Origin of the sequence: Pseudomonas serbica, from assembly GCF_028823535.1 — a bacterium.
In the GTDB taxonomy this organism is placed as follows: domain Bacteria; phylum Pseudomonadota; class Gammaproteobacteria; order Pseudomonadales; family Pseudomonadaceae; genus Aquipseudomonas; species Aquipseudomonas serbica.
In genome coordinates this window covers 305,650-323,144 of sequence record NZ_JAQIYM010000009.1, presented here as the reverse complement: position 1 = coordinate 323,144, position 17,495 = coordinate 305,650, and the positions used below count along the sequence as shown (strand labels likewise).

Annotated in this window: 18 protein-coding genes and 1 tRNA gene; 6 read left to right on the top strand and 13 right to left on the bottom strand. The window is 59.9% G+C overall.

Features of this window, described 5'->3' with window-relative positions:
- The 7 genes from pth to NQL71_RS17120 form a co-directional block, all read right to left on the bottom strand.
- On the bottom strand, nt 1-585 hold the full coding sequence (pth, locus tag NQL71_RS17150) for an aminoacyl-tRNA hydrolase (protein ID WP_046818954.1): 585 nt from the start codon (nt 583-585) through the stop codon (nt 1-3).
- Nucleotides 586-754: 169 nt separating this feature from the next.
- On the bottom strand, nt 755-1,357 hold the full coding sequence (locus NQL71_RS17145) for a 50S ribosomal protein L25/general stress protein Ctc (RefSeq protein ID WP_046818955.1): 603 nt from the start codon (nt 1,355-1,357) through the stop codon (nt 755-757).
- A gap of 142 nt (nt 1,358-1,499) precedes the next feature.
- Nucleotides 1,500-2,441, bottom strand: coding sequence for a ribose-phosphate pyrophosphokinase (locus tag NQL71_RS17140; RefSeq protein ID WP_003171603.1), 942 nt, complete (start codon nt 2,439-2,441; stop codon nt 1,500-1,502).
- A gap of 45 nt (nt 2,442-2,486) precedes the next feature.
- A tRNA-Gln gene (locus NQL71_RS17135) sits at nt 2,487-2,561 on the bottom strand.
- A 36-nt stretch (nt 2,562-2,597) separates the two neighbouring features.
- The gene (gene ispE / locus NQL71_RS17130; RefSeq protein WP_046818956.1) at nt 2,598-3,449 is read right to left on the bottom strand and encodes a 4-(cytidine 5'-diphospho)-2-C-methyl-D-erythritol kinase; all 852 of its coding nucleotides are present in this window, start codon (nt 3,447-3,449) and stop codon (nt 2,598-2,600) included.
- Nucleotide 3,450: 1 nt separating this feature from the next.
- A complete protein-coding gene (gene lolB / locus NQL71_RS17125; protein WP_248687454.1) occupies nt 3,451-4,068 on the bottom strand; it encodes a lipoprotein insertase outer membrane protein LolB in 618 nt (205 codons plus the stop codon).
- 4 nt (nt 4,069-4,072) lie between these two features.
- On the bottom strand, nt 4,073-5,797 hold the full coding sequence (locus NQL71_RS17120; RefSeq protein WP_046818958.1) for a tetratricopeptide repeat protein: 1,725 nt from the start codon (nt 5,795-5,797) through the stop codon (nt 4,073-4,075).
- A 301-nt stretch (nt 5,798-6,098) separates the two neighbouring features.
- Between NQL71_RS17120 and hemA the strand changes: the two genes are divergently transcribed.
- The 6 genes from hemA (at nt 6,099) to NQL71_RS17090 (ending at nt 11,466) form a co-directional block, all read left to right on the top strand.
- The gene (gene hemA, locus NQL71_RS17115) at nt 6,099-7,388 is read left to right on the top strand and encodes a glutamyl-tRNA reductase (RefSeq protein WP_046818959.1); all 1,290 of its coding nucleotides are present in this window, start codon (nt 6,099-6,101) and stop codon (nt 7,386-7,388) included.
- Nucleotides 7,385-8,467 (top strand): peptide chain release factor 1, encoded by a 1,083-nt coding sequence (gene prfA, locus NQL71_RS17110; RefSeq protein ID WP_046818960.1) that lies wholly within the window; start codon nt 7,385-7,387, stop codon nt 8,465-8,467. The genes hemA and prfA overlap by 4 nt, the downstream gene beginning before the upstream one ends.
- Nucleotides 8,468-9,298, top strand: coding sequence for a peptide chain release factor N(5)-glutamine methyltransferase (gene prmC / locus NQL71_RS17105; RefSeq protein WP_274643048.1), 831 nt, complete (start codon nt 8,468-8,470; stop codon nt 9,296-9,298).
- Nucleotides 9,292-10,047: a molybdopterin-synthase adenylyltransferase MoeB gene (locus NQL71_RS17100; RefSeq protein ID WP_046818962.1), complete on the top strand. Its 756-nt coding sequence runs from the start codon at nt 9,292-9,294 to the stop codon at nt 10,045-10,047. The genes prmC and NQL71_RS17100 overlap by 7 nt, the downstream gene beginning before the upstream one ends.
- Nucleotides 10,040-10,831, top strand: a complete 792-nt coding sequence (gene murI, locus NQL71_RS17095; protein WP_077185188.1) for a glutamate racemase — start codon at nt 10,040-10,042, stop codon at nt 10,829-10,831. The genes NQL71_RS17100 and murI overlap by 8 nt, the downstream gene beginning before the upstream one ends.
- Nucleotides 10,832-10,947: 116 nt before the next feature.
- The gene (locus NQL71_RS17090; protein WP_046818964.1) at nt 10,948-11,466 is read left to right on the top strand and encodes an acyloxyacyl hydrolase; all 519 of its coding nucleotides are present in this window, start codon (nt 10,948-10,950) and stop codon (nt 11,464-11,466) included.
- A 60-nt stretch (nt 11,467-11,526) separates the two neighbouring features.
- Here NQL71_RS17090 and NQL71_RS17085 read toward each other — a convergent pair whose 3' ends face one another.
- The 6 genes from NQL71_RS17085 to NQL71_RS17060 form a co-directional block, all read right to left on the bottom strand.
- Nucleotides 11,527-11,832 carry a YkgJ family cysteine cluster protein gene (locus NQL71_RS17085; protein ID WP_034149582.1) on the bottom strand — a complete coding sequence of 102 codons (306 nt, stop codon included), beginning with the start codon at nt 11,830-11,832 and terminating at the stop codon, nt 11,527-11,529.
- A gap of 76 nt (nt 11,833-11,908) precedes the next feature.
- Nucleotides 11,909-12,691: an SDR family NAD(P)-dependent oxidoreductase gene (locus tag NQL71_RS17080; protein WP_046818965.1), complete on the bottom strand. Its 783-nt coding sequence runs from the start codon at nt 12,689-12,691 to the stop codon at nt 11,909-11,911.
- Between the two features lie 72 nt (nt 12,692-12,763).
- On the bottom strand, nt 12,764-14,209 hold the full coding sequence (phrB, locus tag NQL71_RS17075; protein ID WP_248687472.1) for a deoxyribodipyrimidine photo-lyase: 1,446 nt from the start codon (nt 14,207-14,209) through the stop codon (nt 12,764-12,766).
- A 31-nt stretch (nt 14,210-14,240) separates the two neighbouring features.
- A complete protein-coding gene (locus tag NQL71_RS17070) occupies nt 14,241-15,182 on the bottom strand; it encodes a MerR family transcriptional regulator (protein WP_046818966.1) in 942 nt (313 codons plus the stop codon).
- Nucleotides 15,182-16,141, bottom strand: coding sequence for a YbgA family protein (locus NQL71_RS17065; protein ID WP_046818967.1), 960 nt, complete (start codon nt 16,139-16,141; stop codon nt 15,182-15,184). Before NQL71_RS17065 ends, NQL71_RS17070 begins: the two co-directional genes overlap by 1 nt.
- Nucleotides 16,142-16,349: 208 nt before the next feature.
- Nucleotides 16,350-17,336 (bottom strand): NAD(P)/FAD-dependent oxidoreductase, encoded by a 987-nt coding sequence (locus NQL71_RS17060; RefSeq protein WP_046818968.1) that lies wholly within the window; start codon nt 17,334-17,336, stop codon nt 16,350-16,352.
- Between the last annotated feature and the right edge of the window lie 159 nt (nt 17,337-17,495).

The window sequence follows — 17,495 nt, the reverse complement described above, 5'->3', positions numbered from 1 at the left end:
TCAGGCCTTCTGGCTGTGCAGGTTTTTCATCGCGCGGTTCCATTCACCGGCGAGGATATCCGGCAGCACGCCGAGGGCAAAGTCGATGCTGGCATCGAGTTTTTCCTGTTCGGCGCGTGGCGCACGACCCAGGACGAAATTTGAAACCATACTGGCGACGCCCGGGTGGCCGATGCCAAGCCGCAGGCGGTAGAAAGTATTCTGATTACCCAGTTGCGCAATGATGTCGCGCAACCCGTTGTGACCGCCATGGCCGCCGCCCTGCTTGAGCTTGGCAACGCCGGGTGGCAGGTCGAGTTCGTCATGCGCCACGAGGATTTCTTCAGGCTTGATACGGAAGAAACCGGCAAGGGCCGCTACGGCCTGGCCGCTGCGGTTCATGTACGTGGTGGGAATCAGCAGACGAACATCCTGACCCTGGTGCGAGAAGCGCCCGGTCAGGCCGAAATATTTGCGGTCCGCCACAAGGTTCACACCTTGTGCGTTCGCGATGCGCTCAACAAAAAGGGCCCCTGCGTTATGCCGGGTCTGTTCGTATTCAGCGCCTGGATTACCCAGGCCAACGATCAGTTTAATGGCAGTCACGATAGGGGCCCTTCCTTGGAGTGGTGGATAACATCGCCGCAATCAGGGAAAGCGGCGAAAGTGGACGAAAATTGCTCATTTACCATGATGTAAACTCCGCGTTCTCGCCCGCTTTCTCGCTACGTTCCAGTCCGCGATGTTACTTGATCACTCCGGCTTCACAGAGTGATTACTCTGCTGCGCCTTCTTCGGTAGCTTCTGGAGCAACACGTGGAGCGTGGACGTTGGCAACAGCCTTGTCATCGCCGTGTGCCAGGGCTACGAACTCGACACCTTTAGGAGCTTTGAGGTCCGACAGGTGAACGATGGTGCCGATTTCAGCGTTAGCCAGGTCGACTTCGATGAACTCAGGCAGATCTTTTGGCAGGCAGGAAACTTCGATCTCGGCAACAACGTGCGAGATTTCGCCGCCTTTCTTGGTCGGTGCTTCTTCGTTGATGAAGTGCACTGGAACGATAGCGGTCAGTTTCTGGCCAGCTACTACGCGTACGAAGTCAGCGTGCATCACGTGGCCTTTGGCCGGGTGACGCTGCAGGGCTTTGATCACGACGTTCTGCTTGGTGCCACCAACGTTCAGCTCGATGATGTGGCTGTAAGCCGCTTCGTTTTCGAGCAGTTTGGCAACTTCTTTGGCCAGCATGCTGATGGATTCAGGGGCTTTGTCACCACCGTAAACTACAGCTGGAACCAGGCTTGCGAGACGACGCAGGCGGCGGCTCGCACCTTTCCCCAGGTCGGAACGCACTTCAGCATTCAGAGTAAAATCGTTCATGTTGTATCTCCAAAATAACCACACTCGCCCCAGCGTTTGCGACCAGCGCTAAAGGCGATATGGGCAAAAAAGCCCCGCCCCGACAGGAATGCCGGGGCGGGGCGCTTTTCGTCAACGAGACATTTCGAGAAGGGCAGGGCCCTTAGCGGAACATCGCGCTGATCGATTCTTCATTGCTGATGCGGCGGACCGCCTCGGCAACAACCGGTGCGATATCCAGTTGACGGATACGCGCACAGGCTTGTGCTGCAGCGGACAGCGGGATGGTGTTGGTCACCACCAGCTCGTCCAGCACGGAATTTTCAATGTTTTCGATCGCCCGACCCGACAGCACAGGGTGCGTGCAGTAGGCGAAAACCTTGGCAGCGCCATGCTCTTTCAAGGCCTTGGCCGCGTGGCACAGGGTGCCGGCGGTATCGACCATGTCATCGACCAGAATACAGGTACGCCCTTCGACATCACCGATGATATGCATCACTTCAGAGTGATTGGCTTTCTCACGGCGTTTGTCGATGATCCCGAGGTCCACGCCCAGGGATTTGGCAACGGCACGTGCACGCACGACGCCACCAATGTCCGGGGACACGATCATCAGGTTTTCGAAGCGCTGATCTTCAATGTCATCCACCAGAACCGGGGAGCCGTAGATGTTATCTACCGGAATATCGAAGAAACCCTGGATTTGGTCAGCATGCAGATCAACCGTGAGAACACGGTCGATGCCGACTACGGTAAGCATGTCAGCGACGACTTTCGCGCTGATAGCCACACGTGCGGAACGCGGACGGCGATCCTGACGGGCATAACCAAAGTAAGGAATAACAGCAGTGATACGAGTAGCCGAGGAGCGGCGGAAGGCATCAGCCATCACTACCAGTTCCATCAGGTTATCGTTGGTCGGGGCGCAAGTCGGCTGAATAATGAAGACATCTTTACCGCGGACGTTTTCATTGATCTCGGCTGTAATTTCGCCGTCGGAGAATTTACCGACAGAGATGTCACCGAGAGGGATATGCAGCTGACGTACGACACGCCGAGCCAGATCGGGGTTAGCATTCCCCGTAAAGACCATCATCTTGGACACGCGCAGTACCTAGAGGCTGAGGGTAACCTGGATGAGTATAGAAAATGGCAGGGGCGGCTGGATTCGAACCAACGCATGGCAGGATCAAAACCTGCTGCCTTACCGCTTGGCGACGCCCCTGTATCTGTTGCAACGATTACCCAGTAATCGGTTCCTTTAGAGCAGACTTTGCAGCTTGCGATGCAACATCGAAATGTTGCTTCCTTTTGCTACAAACCCTGTAAGGGTCTCTGTAAGAAGGGCCGAGACTTTATCAGCTTCAGCTTTGCTTGGGAAGCCCCCAAACACACAACTTCCAGTTCCGGTGAGTTTTGCTTCGGTAAATTTACCTAACAAATTCAATGCGTTACGTACCTCTGGATAACGCCTTGCTACCACCGGCAAGCAGTCATTTCGACTGTTTCCCTTGGGAACGGGGCGCACTTTAATGGGCGGCGTGTTACGTGTCAACAACGGATCAGAAAAAATTTCTGCCGTACTTACAGAGACTTGCGGCACCAGCACCAGATACCAGGGTTCTTCAGGGTCGACAGGGGTCAGTTTTTCCCCCACGCCCTCGGCGAAAGCCGCATGCCCGCGCACGAAAACCGGAACGTCGGCTCCCAGTGACAGGCCCAGCGCGGCCAGCCGATCCTCATCCCAACCCAGTTGCCAGAGGTGGTTGAGGCCGAGCAGGGTGGTGGCGGCATTCGAACTGCCGCCGCCAATGCCGCCGCCCATGGGCAGGACTTTGTCGATCCAGATATCAATACCGAGCGAACAGCCGGATTGCTCCTGAAGTTTTTTCGCGGCCTTGACGATCAGGTTGCTGTCGTGGGGGACGCCGTCGAACTCGGTGTGCAGGCAAATGACGCCGTCGTCGCGCACGGCGAAGGTGATTTCGTCTCCGTAGTCGAGAAACTGAAACAGCGTCTGCAACTCGTGGTAGCCGTCTTCACGGCGACCCAGAATGTGCAGCATCAAATTGAGTTTGGCCGGCGAAGGCAGGGTCAGGCGATTGGCTGGCATGTCACTGTCCCAACTTTCGCGGTTGCCAGGCCTTGATGACCAGCGTGACATCCAGGTCGGTGCCGTGCAGTTTGATCCGCTCTGGTAGCCAGTAGCCGTTTTGCTCGGTGTAGGCCGTGTATTGGACCTGCCAGCCGTCCTGTTCGAGGCTGGCCAGGCGACTGTCGCCATCGAGGGTCAAACGGCTTTTGCTGTCTGGAGCCGGGAGTCCGCGGACCCACCAGGCCAGGTTAGAAACCGGCAGCTTCCAGCCAAGCTGCTCTTCGAGCAGGGCATCCGGGGAGGTCGCTTCGTAGCGACCCTGGTTGGCGACCTCCAGGGAAACCTTGCCCGGGCGCCCGGTCAGGCGAGCCGCGCCGCGACCCAAGGGACCGGAAAGGCGAATGTCGTAGTAATCCTGACGTTGCAGCCAGAACAGCGTGCCGCTGCCGGAATCTTTTGGCGCACGGATACCGATCTTGCCGTCGATCTGCCAGCCATCAAGGCTCGCGAGCTGCTGTTTGTGCTCGCGCCATTGGGTCGGATCTCCGTGGCCCTCGACCGATTCGCGGGCACCGAAGCCCGCGCAGCCGGCGAGCAGGGTGATGAAACTGAAAATGATAAGGTGGCGCAAAAACATAATCTTAAAGAGTCTCTGATCCGGTCAGGCGCTTGATGGTGCCGCGCAGGGTTGGGCTGTCGGGTTGTTCCTTGAGGAATTTGCCCCAGATTTGCCGAGCTTCGCTTTGCTTGCCATTGGCCCACAGGACTTCGCCTAGATGAGCGGCGACTTCCTGGTCGGGGAAGCGCTCCAGGGCCTGGCGCAGCAGGCGCTCGGCTTCGTCGAGATTGCCCATGCGGTAATTCACCCAGCCGAGGCTGTCGAGAACCGCCGGGTCTTCCGGACTGATTTGGTGCGCTTGCTCGATCAGGGCCTTGGCTTCGGCGTAACGCGTCGTCCTGTCAGACAGGGTATAGCCGAGGGCGTTCAGTGCCATGGCATTGTCCGGGTCGCGCTTGATGATCAAGCGCAGGTCTTTTTCCATCTGGGCAAGGTCGTTGCGTTTTTCTGCCTGCATGGCGCGGGTGTACAGCAGGTTCAGATCGTCCGGGTATTGTTGCAGTGCTTGCTCCAGGACTTTCCAGGCCTTGTCCCCCTGTTTGTTGGCAGACAGGGTTTCGGCTTCGATCAGGTACAACTGGATCACGTAGTCCGGCTGCTCGTCGCGTTGGGCCGCGAGTCGTTTTTGCGCTTCGGCGGTCCTGCCGTTGCTCATCAGGATATCGGCCTGGCGCAGTTGCGCCGGCAGGTAATCGTTGCCCGGCCCGACCTTGGCGTACTCGATCAGCGCGCCTTGTGGATCGTTGCGTTCTTCGGCGATGCGCCCCAGGTTCAGGTGGGCCGAGTCGACGTGGCTGTCACGGGCGATCAGGTCTTCGAGGTAACCCTTGGCCTCGTCCCAGGCCTTGGCCTCCAGGCAGACGAGCGCCAGTGAATATCGCAGGTCGTCGTCTTCCGGGTATTGCTGCACCAGGCTTGAGAACTCGGCCTTGGCGTCGTCCATGCGGTCCTGTTCGACCAGCATGCGCGCATAGGTCAGGCGCAGGCGCTTGTCTTCCGGGTATTTGCGGATGCTTTTTTGCAGCAGCGGCAAGGCTTCGTCACCGCGATCCAGCGATTGCAGCAGGCGCGCGCGCAGCAGGATCGGGGCGATTTCGCCGTCGTCCGGCGGATTGTCTTCCAACAGGGTCAGCGCACCTTTGGTGTCGCCATCTTGCTGCAGCAGCAAGGCCTTGCCAAAAATCAGCTGGCCGTTGTTCGGGTGGCGCTGCAACAGGCGGTCGAAACTTTTCATCAGGCCGTTGCGCGTGTCCTGGTCGGTATCGGCCGCAGACAGTGCGAGGAAGTCGAAATGGGTATCGCCCTTGCCTTGCAGCACTTTTTCCATATAGACCATGGAGTCGTCATAGCGCCCGGCGCGCGCCAGTTGCACGGCGGCGGCCCGCTGGGCCTCAAGGTCGTCCGGAGCGTTCCTGGCCCAGATCAGTGCCGTATCCAGGGCGGCCTGGTCGGCGCCCAGGTACTCGGCAATGCGGAATGCCCGCTCGGAAATGCCCGGATCCTGGGTGTTGATGGCCTGGGTCACGTAGTTGTCCAGGGCGATATCGAAACGATTGCGCTGGCCAGCCAGTTCCGCACTCAGCAGGCTGAAGACGGTGTCTTCGCTGAATGAGCTGTAGACCTTGGGCTTTTCAGGGGCCGCAGTGGTGTCTTCGACCGGCGACGGGTCGTCCGTCGAAGCGGGGCCCAGGGCCTGGCAGCCGCTGAGAAAGACAAGGGCGAGGAGCAACGCGGAAGATCTATTCATATAGGAAAAGGACGACTAACCTGCGGTCGGATCATCATGACACAAGCGTTCGGCCAAACATAACCGGGCAGGCATTTTCCCGTGGACGCAGGTCGTTGTAGGCGCTGGCTTGCCAGCGAAGACGCCCTGAAGGCCAACGCAAGGCGTCAGGACGCCTTCGCTGGCAAGCCAGTTCCTGCACTAAACGAGAATCGCTCGCAATCCGCGACATCACCTACCAGGTCAATAGATATCGAGTAGTTGTCCTCGATGTGTCGAAGTAGGACAATTGCCGGCTTCACGTCACCACCAGCGACCTTGAATGGCCTTCCTTGCACTCGGTATTAACCACAAGACTGCTTCAGTAGACGTCCGCGAGCGCGTGGCCTTTACCCCTGAGCAGCTGGTTGAGGCCTTGCAGCAGCTCTGCCGACTCACCGACAGCCGCGAAGCTGCGATCCTCTCCACCTGCAATCGCAGTGAACTCTATATAGAACAGGATCACCTGTCGGCGGATACCGTGCTGCGCTGGCTGGCCGAATATCATCATTTGAGCTTCGATGAGCTGCGCGCGAGTGCTTATGTGCACGAAGACGATGCGGCAGTTCGTCACATGATGCGAGTCGCCTCCGGGCTCGATTCGCTGGTGTTGGGCGAACCGCAGATCCTCGGCCAGATGAAATCGGCCTATGCCGTGGCTCGCGAAGCCGGCACCATCGGTCCGCTGCTCGGCAGGCTGTTCCAGGCGACATTCAATTCTGCCAAGCAAGTGCGCACCGACACCGCCATTGGCGAGAACCCGGTGTCGGTGGCCTTTGCCGCAGTGAGCCTGGCCAAACAGATTTTCAGTGACCTGCAACGCAGTCAGGCGTTGCTGATCGGCGCTGGCGAAACCATTACCCTGGTCGCCCGCCACCTGCATGACCTGGGCGTGAAGCGTATCGTGGTCGCCAACCGCACGCTGGAGCGCGCGAGCATCCTGGCCGAGCAGTTCGGCGCCCATGCCGTGCTGCTGTCGGACATTCCGGCGGAGCTGGTGCGCAGCGACATCGTCATCAGCTCCACCGCCAGCCAGTTGCCGATCCTTGGCAAGGGTGCTGTTGAAAGCGCTCTGAAACTGCGCAAGCACAAACCGATCTTCATGGTCGATATCGCCGTCCCGCGTGATATCGAGCCAGAAGTCGGCGAGTTGGACGACGTCTACCTGTACAGCGTCGACGATCTCCACGAAGTGGTCGCCGAGAACCTCAAGAGTCGCCAGGGGGCAGCCCAGGCGGCGGAAGAGATGGTCTCGATCGGCGCTGAAGATTTCATGGTGCGCCTTCGCGAACTGGCGGCGGTGGATGTGCTCAAGGCCTATCGTCAACAGAGCGAACGCTTGCGCGACGAAGAATTGCAAAAAGCCCAGCGCATGTTGGCCAACGGTAGCAGCGCCGAAGAGGTGCTGGTGCAATTGGCGCGTGGCCTGACCAATAAACTCTTGCACGCACCGAGCGTGCAGTTGAAAAAGCTCTCTGCCGAAGGTCGCCTCGATGCGCTGGCGATGGCCCAGGAACTCTTTGCCCTCGGTGAGGGCTCATCGGATAGCTTTTCGGATAAGAAACCGCAATGAAAGCGTCACTGCTCAATAAGCTGGACATCCTCCAGGACCGTTTCGAGGAATTGACCGCCTTGCTTGGCGATGGCGAGGTCATTTCCGATCAGAACAAATTCCGCGCCTATTCCAAGGAGTACGCGGAAGTCGAGCCGATCGTCGAAACCTATAAACAGCTGCTTAAAGTGCAGGGAGACCTCGAAGGCGCCCAGGCCTTGCTCAAGGACAGCGACCCGGACATGCGCGAAATGGCCGTGGAAGAAGTCCGCGAAGCCAAGGAACGCCTGGTCGAACTGGAAGCCAGTCTGCAACGCATGTTGCTGCCCAAGGACCCGAACGACGGGCGCAACGTGTTCCTCGAAATCCGCGCGGGCACCGGCGGCGACGAAGCGGCGATTTTCTCCGGCGACCTGTTCCGCATGTATTCGCGTTATGCCGAGCGGCGCGGCTGGCGGGTGGAGATCCTTTCGGAAAACGAGGGTGAGCACGGCGGCTACAAGGAAGTCATCGCGCGAGTCGAGGGCGACAACGTCTACGGCAAGCTGAAGTTCGAGTCCGGTGCTCACCGCGTGCAACGTGTGCCCGCGACCGAGTCCCAGGGCCGCATCCACACGTCGGCCTGCACCGTGGCAGTACTGCCCGAGCCGGACGAACAGGAAGCGATCGAGATCAATCCGGCAGACTTGCGCATCGATACCTATCGTTCTTCCGGTGCGGGTGGTCAGCACGTGAACAAGACCGATTCGGCGATCCGCATCACGCACTTGCCGTCTGGCATCGTGGTCGAGTGCCAGGAAGAGCGTTCGCAGCACAAGAACCGCGCCCGGGCCATGTCCTGGCTGTCGGCCAAGCTCAACGACCAGCAAACCAGTGCCGCGGCCAATGCCATCGCCAGTGAGCGTAAATTGCTGGTGGGCTCGGGGGATCGCTCCGAACGTATCCGTACCTACAACTTTGCCCAGGGCCGGGTCACCGACCACCGGGTCAACCTGACGCTGTACTCGCTCGACGAAATCCTCGCCGGGGGTGTCGATGCGGTGATCGAGCCGTTGCTGGCCGAGTACCAGGCCGATCAACTGGCAGCGATAGGTGAATAAATGACGATCATTGCCAGTTTGTTGCGCGCCGCCGAGCTGCCCGACTCGCCCACGGCGCGCCTGGATGCCGAGTTGTTGCTGGCGGCCGCGTTGGGCAAGTCCCGCAGCTTCCTGCACACCTGGCCGGAACGTATTGTGCCGAGCGAAGCGGTGTTGACCTTCACCGAATATTTGCAGCGCCGCCGAAGTGGTGAGCCAGTGGCTTACATCCTTGGCCAGCAAGGTTTCTGGAAGCTCGACCTGGAAGTCGCACCGCACACGCTGATCCCGCGCCCGGACACCGAGTTGCTGGTGGAAGCTGCGCTGGAGCTGTTGCCAGCCACTCCCGCCAAGGTCCTCGACCTGGGCACTGGCAGCGGCGCGATTGCCCTGGCCCTGGCCAGCGAGCGGCCGGCATGGCAAGTCACTGCCGTGGATCGCGTGCGGGAAGCCGTGGCCCTGGCCGAACGCAATCGCCAGCGCTTGCACCTGAACAATGCCACGGTGCTGAGCAGTCATTGGTTCAGCGCCCTGGAAGGTCAGCGTTTTCAGTTGATCATCAGCAATCCGCCCTATATCGCGTCCGCCGATCCCCACCTGGTGGAAGGCGACGTGCGTTTCGAACCAGCCAGCGCCTTGGTCGCCGGGGTCGATGGCCTTGACGATTTGCGCTTGATCATTGACCAGGCGCCGGACCATCTCGACGCGGGCGGCTGGCTGATGCTCGAGCACGGTTACGATCAGGCCAAGGCGGTGCGCGATTTGCTGCTGACCCGTGGTTTTGAACAGATTCACAGCCGTACCGACCTGGGCGGTCATCAACGCATCAGCCTGGGGTGCCTGCCATGCTGAATGATCAGGAATTGCTGCGTTACAGCCGGCAGATTCTGTTGCAGCACATTGATATCGACGGTCAGTTGCGACTCAAGGACAGCCGTGTGCTGATCGTTGGCCTCGGCGGGCTTGGCGCGCCGGTGGCGCTGTACCTGGCAGCGGCGGGCGTGGGTGAGTTGCACCTGGCGGACTTCGATACGGTCGACTTGACCAACCTGCAACGCCAGATCATTCACGACACCGACAGCGTCGGCATGAGCAAGGTCGACTCGGCGATCAAGCGCCTGACGGCAATCAACCCGCAAATCCGGCTGGTCGCCCATCGCGCGGCGCTGGATGAAGACTCGCTGGCTGCTGTCGTGGCCGGGGTGGATCTGGTCCTCGACTGCTCTGATAATTTCTCCACTCGTGAAGCGGTCAACGCAGCGTGCGTGAACGCCGGCAAGCCGCTGGTCAGCGGTGCGGCAATTCGCCTGGAAGGGCAATTGTCGGTGTTCGACCCGCGTCGCCCGGAAAGCCCGTGCTACCACTGTTTGTATGGGCACGGCAGTGAAGCCGAATTGACCTGCAGCGAAGCCGGGGTGGTCGGTCCGCTGGTGGGGCTGGTCGGCAGCCTGCAAGCCCTCGAAGCGCTGAAGTTGCTGGCCGGTTTTGGCGAGCCGTTGGTGGGGCGCCTGTTGCTGATCGACGCCTTGGGCACGCGCTTCCGTGAGTTGCGGGTCAAGCGTGATCCGGGTTGCAGCGTCTGTGGGCCCAAGCATGCGTGAAGCGCCGATCGGCGTGTTCGACTCCGGCGTCGGTGGGCTTTCGGTCCTGGCCGAGATCCAGCGTTTGTTGCCAGACGAATCTCTCTTGTATTTCGGCGATTGCGGGAACATTCCCTACGGCGAGAAAACCCCGGAATTCATCCGCCAGCGTTGCAGCGTCATGGCCGAGTTTTTTCAAGGCCAAGGCGCCAAGGCTCTGGTATTGGCCTGCAACACCGCTACGGTCGCGGGGGTTGCCGACCTGCGTCGCGATTATCCGCAATGGCCCATCGTCGGCATGGAGCCCGCGGTCAAGCCGGCCGCCGCCGCTACCCGCAGTGGTGTGGTTGGCGTGCTGGCCACCACGGGCACTCTGCAAAGCGCCAAGTTCGCCGCGCTGCTCGACCGATTCGCCACCGATGTTCGAGTGATCACCCAACCCTGCCCCGGGTTGGTCGATTTGATCGAACAAGGCGATCTGCACAGTCCTGCCCTGCGTCAGTTGCTGCAGGGGTACGTCGCGCCGCTGCTTGCCGCAGGCGCCGACACCATCATCCTGGGCTGCACCCATTACCCGTTTCTCAAGCCGCTGCTCAAGCAAATGATCCCCGATGACATCAGTCTGATCGACACCGGTGCGGCGGTCGCGCGCCAGCTTCAGCGACTGCTGGCCGAGCGCGAATTACTCGCCGCCGGGCCTGCGCGTGCCGCGCAGTTCTGGACGAGTGCCGATCCGGTTCATTTCACAAATATATTGCCGATACTGTGGAATAACGCCGGGGTTGTGCGAAGCTTTGAAGGGTAAACAAGTTGTGGCACAGGGGCACAATTTGGGTGAACTTCTGAATAACCGTCGACTTCTATAGCTGTGTAGTTAGAGCAAAAAAAACCAGACGTAATCGTTCGGAAAAGGATGTTTCTATGAAGCGACTATTTTGCTTGGCCGCGATTGCGGCTGCATTGATGGGGCATAGTTTCACTGCACAGGCGGCGGGCGTGGAGTTCGGGGTCGGCCAGACCGGCGAATCGACCATGACTTATCGATTGGGCATGCAATTCGATTGGGACAAGAGTTGGTGGCAGAGCGATGTGGGTCGCTTGACCGGTTACTGGAGCGGCGCCTACACCTACTGGGAGGGTGACGAGAAATCCAGCAACCACAGCCTTTCATTCTCGCCCGTGTTTGTTTATGAGTTTTCCGGCCAGAACATCAAACCCTACGTCGAACTCGGGTTTGGCGTGGCGGTGTTCGCCAGTACCGAAGTTGAAAACAACGACCTGGGCAGCGCGTTCCAGTTCGAGGACCGCTTTGGTGCCGGCCTGCGCTTTAACGGCGGGCATGAAGTGGGAATTCGCGCGACGCACTATTCCAATGCCGGGATCACCACTCCCAACGACGGTGTAGAAAGTTACGCGTTGCATTACACGATGCTGTTGTAAGGATTACTGCTTTAGCAACATACCCTGTGGGAGTCAGCCTGCTGGCTCTCGCATTGAGTTTCAGCGATACGCCGTCGAAATTCCCTGGCGTTCTTCAATGCACTCTGGCGCACCCATCTCGAACTCCCGGCAGATCAGCGGGCGTTTCTCGTAGATGGTGCACATCATCGTGTTGCGATCCAGCGCGGCGCACCAGCCGTCATCCAGGCGCAGCATGACCTCCCCACCCCAGTCGTCAGTATCGATGAATCGCTCGGGCACGCCGGTATCGGTGATCAGCATGACTTCGAGCTGACAGCAGCAGGCTGCACAGGTCGAGCAGGTCACCGCCGGTGTGGCGATTTGCGTGTGAGGGATGGTTTTCATGGCGCGCAGTGTAAGGCAGTCAGCCGTTACAGTGTGAAAGCTCGGACGGACGCTCAGTCGCTGGCACGTCTGTTCATCACAACTGATCCAGGATCGGCGGGCTGCTGCGAACCATGCGCTTGCCAATCGCCAGCCGGGTCCGGTCAGGCAGTTTCGACAGTGGCCACAGGGTTGCCATCAACATCCCCGGCAAAGCGATATCCACTGGCTGGTTACTCAATTGGTGGAAAATGTGCTGCGCGGCTTTTCCTGCCGGCGAGGCGCGTGGTATTGGGGCATCGTTTTTCGCGGTCACTGGCGTCTCGACGAACCCAGGGCTGACCACCGTGACGGCGATCCCTTCCGGTGCCACGTCATTGCGCAGGGATTCGAACAGGTAGCGCATCCCGGCTTTCGAGGCACCATAGGCTTCGGCGCGGGGCAGTGGCAGGTAGGTTGCCGAACTGGCCAGGCCCACCAGGTGTGGCGCCGTGCCAGAGCGCAGCAGTGGCAATGCGGCTTCGATGCAGTAGCTGCTGGCGAGCAGATTGGTGCGCACCACATGCTCGATGATCGAGGCATCGAACTGCTTGGCATCCACAAATTCGCAGGTGCCGGCATTGAGGATCACAGTGTCCAGGGAACCCCATTCCCGGGCAATCTGTTCGCCGATTTCACGTACTGTCTGGCTGTTGGTCAAGTCCCCTGCCAACACCAGTACCTGCCCGGGATAGCGCAGGGACAGGACTCTCAGTGGCGCCAGCGAACGGGAGCTGACGGCCAGCTGGGCGCCAGTCTTGAGTATTTCTTCGGCCAGTGCGGCGCCAATGCCGCTGCTTGCACCGGTTAACCAATACCGTCGTGGAGGTATCAGGCCCATTGCGTTCTCCTTCGCTGCCAGGCACATGCCTGGCCCAATGCCGTTAGATATTCATGTAGACGCAGCATTTTGCTATTCATGGTGGCTCCCGGCAGTTTGCCGCGGCGGCAGATTCTTGAATGCGGCCAAGGCGCGGGCGCGGGACGTGTTCAGGTCGACAATCGGTGCCGGATAATCTGCCACGCCGAACAGACCGCCAAGATGTGCCGGGTCGTGCACAGCCTTTTTATCAAGTCCAGACAGTTGTGGCAGCCAGTGCTTGATGAACAGGCCATCGGCGTCGAATTTTACCGACTGGCTCAGCGGGTTGAAAATCCTGAAGTAAGGCGCCGAGTCGGTGCCGGTGGACGAACTCCACTGCCAGCCGCCGTTGTTCGCGGCCAGGTCGCCATCGATCAAGTGGCGCATGAAAAAACGTTCGCCCTCGCGCCAGTCGATCAACAGGTTCTTGGTCAGGAACATCGCCACTACCATGCGCAGCCGGTTGTGCATCCAGCCGGTTTCGAGCAATTGGCGCATGGCCGCGTCGATGATCGGCAAGCCGGTACGGCCTTGCTGCCAGGCGGCGAGTTCTTCGGGTGCGTTGCGCCACGCCAGGGCTTCGGTTTCCGGACGAAAGGCACGGTGACGGGAAACCCGCGGGTAGCCCACCAGAATGTGTTTATAGAACTCTCGCCACAGCAATTCATTGATCCAGGTCACGGCGCCAATCTTGCCGCTTTCGAACTCACCCTGGTTACATTGCAGGGCGGCGTGCAGGCACTGGCGAGGAGAAATCACCCCGGCGGCCAGATAGGCCGAGAGTTGGCTGGTGCCGGGTTTTGCCGGGAAGTCGCGCTCGCTCTGGTAGTAGTCGATCTGCACGTCGGTGAAGCTGTCGAGACGGCGCCGGGCTTCCTCTTCACCAGCCGGCCACAGGTCGCGCAGGCTTTGAGGAGGCACCTCGAAGCCTTCGACCTGCGTCGCGATGGCGTCGCTGGCGATGTTCAACGGCGCTTGCGGCGCCGGTGTGCGTACCAGACCGGGCAGCGAATGATGCAGTCGTTCATAACAGACCTTGCGGAACTGGCTGAAGACCTGAAAGTACGTACCGGTCTTGGTCAGCACACTGCCGGGCTTGAACAGCAATTGATCGAGATAGCGACGTACTTCGATGCCTTCGGCCTTGAGGGTCCGGGCCACCGCTGCATCGCGGCGGGTTTCATGGATGCCGTATTCCTCGTTGAGATGCACCGTGTCGACCTGCAATTGCCGGCACAGCTCGAGCAGCACGGCCGGTGCGTCATCCCAGTGGGGGGCGTTGCGGATCAGCAGGGGAATGTTCAATTGGCTCAGCGCCCGACTTAAAACCTCCAGGTTGCGCAGCCAGAAGTCCACTTTGCAGGGGGCGTCGTCATGTTCGCGCCATTGCTGCGGGCTTAGTAGAAACACCGCCACGGTCGGGCCCCGCGCTGCCGCGGCCGAAAGGGCGGTATTGTCGAGCAGGCGCAGGTCGCTGCGCAGCCAGATCAATTGCATGTGGACGTTCGCATCATTCATTGAAGTGCCATTAAATGAGCCCGCGTTGAACCAGTACCTGATGCGCCGCCAACGGGTTATCGGCCAGGTACAGATCAGCGATCTCTGACGTTATTGCGGACAACTCGGTGTGGTGAATGCACACCGTTGGCCCGACGATCATTTTTGGGCAACTGACGCCGTTCAAAAGTTTCGTCAGCTGTGAAAGGTTTAGGGCTTTGCTGGAATACAGCAAGACGCCCCGTGGTTTCAGTAGTTCGACCGCCAATGCCAGTTCGCTGGCCGGGAGTGGCCAGTCAAACACTTGCACCGGGCAATCGACGCTGCTGATCAACCACGCGGTGAGCCACAGGTGAGGTTCAAGGGGCAGGTCCGAGTGGTTGATCAATAGCAGTGGCGCGCTGTGCAACTGACGATTGTCATGGTAGATGCGCGCGCCAAACTTGCTGCGTAGCCAGGAATAAAAAAATACCCGTTCCATCTGCGTGCCGAACTGGCCTTGCCAGCGTTGTTCAAGCTCCGCCAGCAGGGGCAGGAGTAGCTGCTCGCACAAGGTGCGCGGCGGGTAGAGCGCCATGGCCTGGTTGACGGTGTCGTCGAGGGCGCGTTCGGACAACTGCGTGACGGCTTGCAGTGACTTGTGGCGCAACACCTGCCAGTCGTTTTCAACGAGCTCGCTGAAGGCTTGCGGGGTGTCGAGCAGTTGCTTGACCTGGCTGACGGCCACGCCGCGGTTGATCCAGGTGAGGATCGATAAGATACGTTGTACGTGTTCAGCCGAGAACAGCCGGTGACCCTTGGGGGTGCGTTGCGGCACGATCAGGCCATAACGGCGTTCCCAGGCCCTCAGCGTCACGGCATTCACCCCGGTTTGCCGGGCGACTTCGCGGATCGGCAGCCAGCCTTCGTCCAGCGCCTTCTTGAAGTCGGCACCGAGGTCTTCGCTGGCGCTGCTGTCGGCTAGGGCTTTCATCAGATTGCGTTTCGCAGGCTGAGATTTTCCGGATGGGGTTGCAGGTACACCTGCTGATCGATGTAGGGGTCCGGATGTTGCCGAAAGTGGTGCTTGAGCAACGTCAGCGGCACCACCAGCGGCACAATGCCTTGGCGGTATTGGCCGATGAGGCGTTGCATTTCCTGCTTGTCCTCGGCGCTGATGGTCTTTTTCAGGTAACCGCTCAGGTGCTGCAATACATTGCTGTGGGTGCGGCGGGTTGCACATTTCTTCAGGGCGGCCATCAACTGGGTGAAGTAGCGCGGTCCGAGTTCTTGCGGGTCTGTCTGGCCCATGTTGCCAAGCAAGTTGCCGAGGATTTTATATTGCATCGGGTTGTGAGCCATCAGCAGGTACTTGTAGCGCGAGTGGAACGCTGTCAGGCCGCGACGGCTCAGGCCTTCCTGCAGCAACTGTTGCCAGGCGCTGTAGGCAAATACACGGACAAGAAAGTTTTCCCGCAGCACCGGGTCGTTGAGCCGGCCGTCTTCTTCTACCGGCAAGTCCGTTTGCTGGGCACAGAACGCACCGGCGTAGATGCCCCGGCCACCGCCCATCACCGGTGCGCCGTTGGCGTGGTAGACCTTGACCCGCTCCAGGCCGCAGGAAGGGGATTGCTGCATGAAAATGTAACCGCAGATATCGCCAAGCTCCGCCGCCATGTGGCGGCCATAGTCCGCCAGCGGCTGGGTGACATTGAGGTCGCGGTCGACCGTGCCGAGGGCCTGGGGAGTGTCCGCGTCCCCCACCAGCCGGATAGGTTGGCGCGGAACGCCGAGGCCGATGGCGACTTCCGGGCAGACCGGGACAAACTCGAAGTAATCGCTGAGGACTTGGCGGCACAGCTGCGAAGCTTTGTGGCCGCCGTTGAAGCGCACATCAAATCCCAATAGACAGGCGCTGATGGCGATTTTTGGCTTGGCAGGGGATATGGGCATCGAGCACCTCGGAATCAAAACCTGTACAGCCCCGTAAGTCTGTACAACATAGCTTCATCATAGATTCAAAGGTGTACAAGTCAAATTTCTTGTATAAGTTTTTTAGTGGAGGACGATTCGCCTGGGCGATGTTGCCAGCGATCCAGACACCGTGGTGTTTCCACCCCGTATCGTTCATCGCTGGCAAGCCAGTGTCGCGATATTGCGTTTACTGCAAGTGTGCATGCAGACGGCGGGCGGCTTCCTGGCCGCTGAGCCAGGCACCTTCGACGCGTCCGGACAGGCACCAGTCGCCACACGCATACAGGCCCAGGTCTGCATCGGCCAAAGTCCCCCATTCATGGCTGCTGGCGGGGCGCGCGTAGAGCCAGCGGTGGGCCAGGCTGAAGCTGGGCGCAGGCATGGCATCGTGCAACAGCTCGGCAAACGCGCCGTGCAACTGTTCGATCACCGCTTCTTTCGGCAGGTCGATATGCTGGCGGCTCCAGGCGCTGGTGGCGTGCAATACCCACGTGTCGAGAGTATTGTCGCGCCCCGGTTTGCTGCGGTTGCGAGCCAGCCAGTCCAGCGGACTGTCCTGCACGAAGCAGCCCTCGATGGGCGTTTCCAGGGGGGTATCGAAGGCCAGCGCAACGGCCCAGGTGGGGTCCATCTTGACGCCGGCGGCAGCGCCAGCGAGCTTCGGCGCGGAGGCCAGCAGCGCGGTCGCCTGGGGGGCCGGGGTGGCGATGACCACATGACTGAACGGACCGTGGGTGAAGCCTTCGGCATCCTGCAGATGCCAGTGTTCTTCGCCGCGATACACCTCGGTGATCCGGCAGGCGAAGTGCACTTCCAGGTCGCCAAGCAGGGCACGGGTGATCGCGCTCATTCGCGGGGTGCCGACCCAGCGCGTCTGTTCGTCCGGCGACAGATCGAGCCGGCCGCCATGGTAGGTATACAGCTGTGGCGTCCACTCCGCGACCCAGCCATTGGTTTGCCAACGCTGGACTTCGGTGACAAAGCGCCGGTCGCGGGCAGTGAAATATTGCGCGCCCATGTCCAGGGCACCCGCATCGCTGCGCTTGCTCGACATGCGTCCGCCGCTGCCGCGGCTTTTATCGAAAAGATGCACGACATGCCCCAACTCGGTCAGGGCTTGTGCGGCTGAGAGTCCGGCAATGCCGGTGCCGATGATTGCGATAGGTACAGTCATAAGGGCCTCGTTTACCTGTCTGTACAGACTACGCCGGGGTTGAAACCTGTACAATATTGTTTTTTGGTATAACTTTCAGCGTTCTCGTTCTGACAGCTTGGCCTATTGTTAAACACAGAGCCTGCCCGATACCAAAAGATCCCTTGCTTATAAAAATAG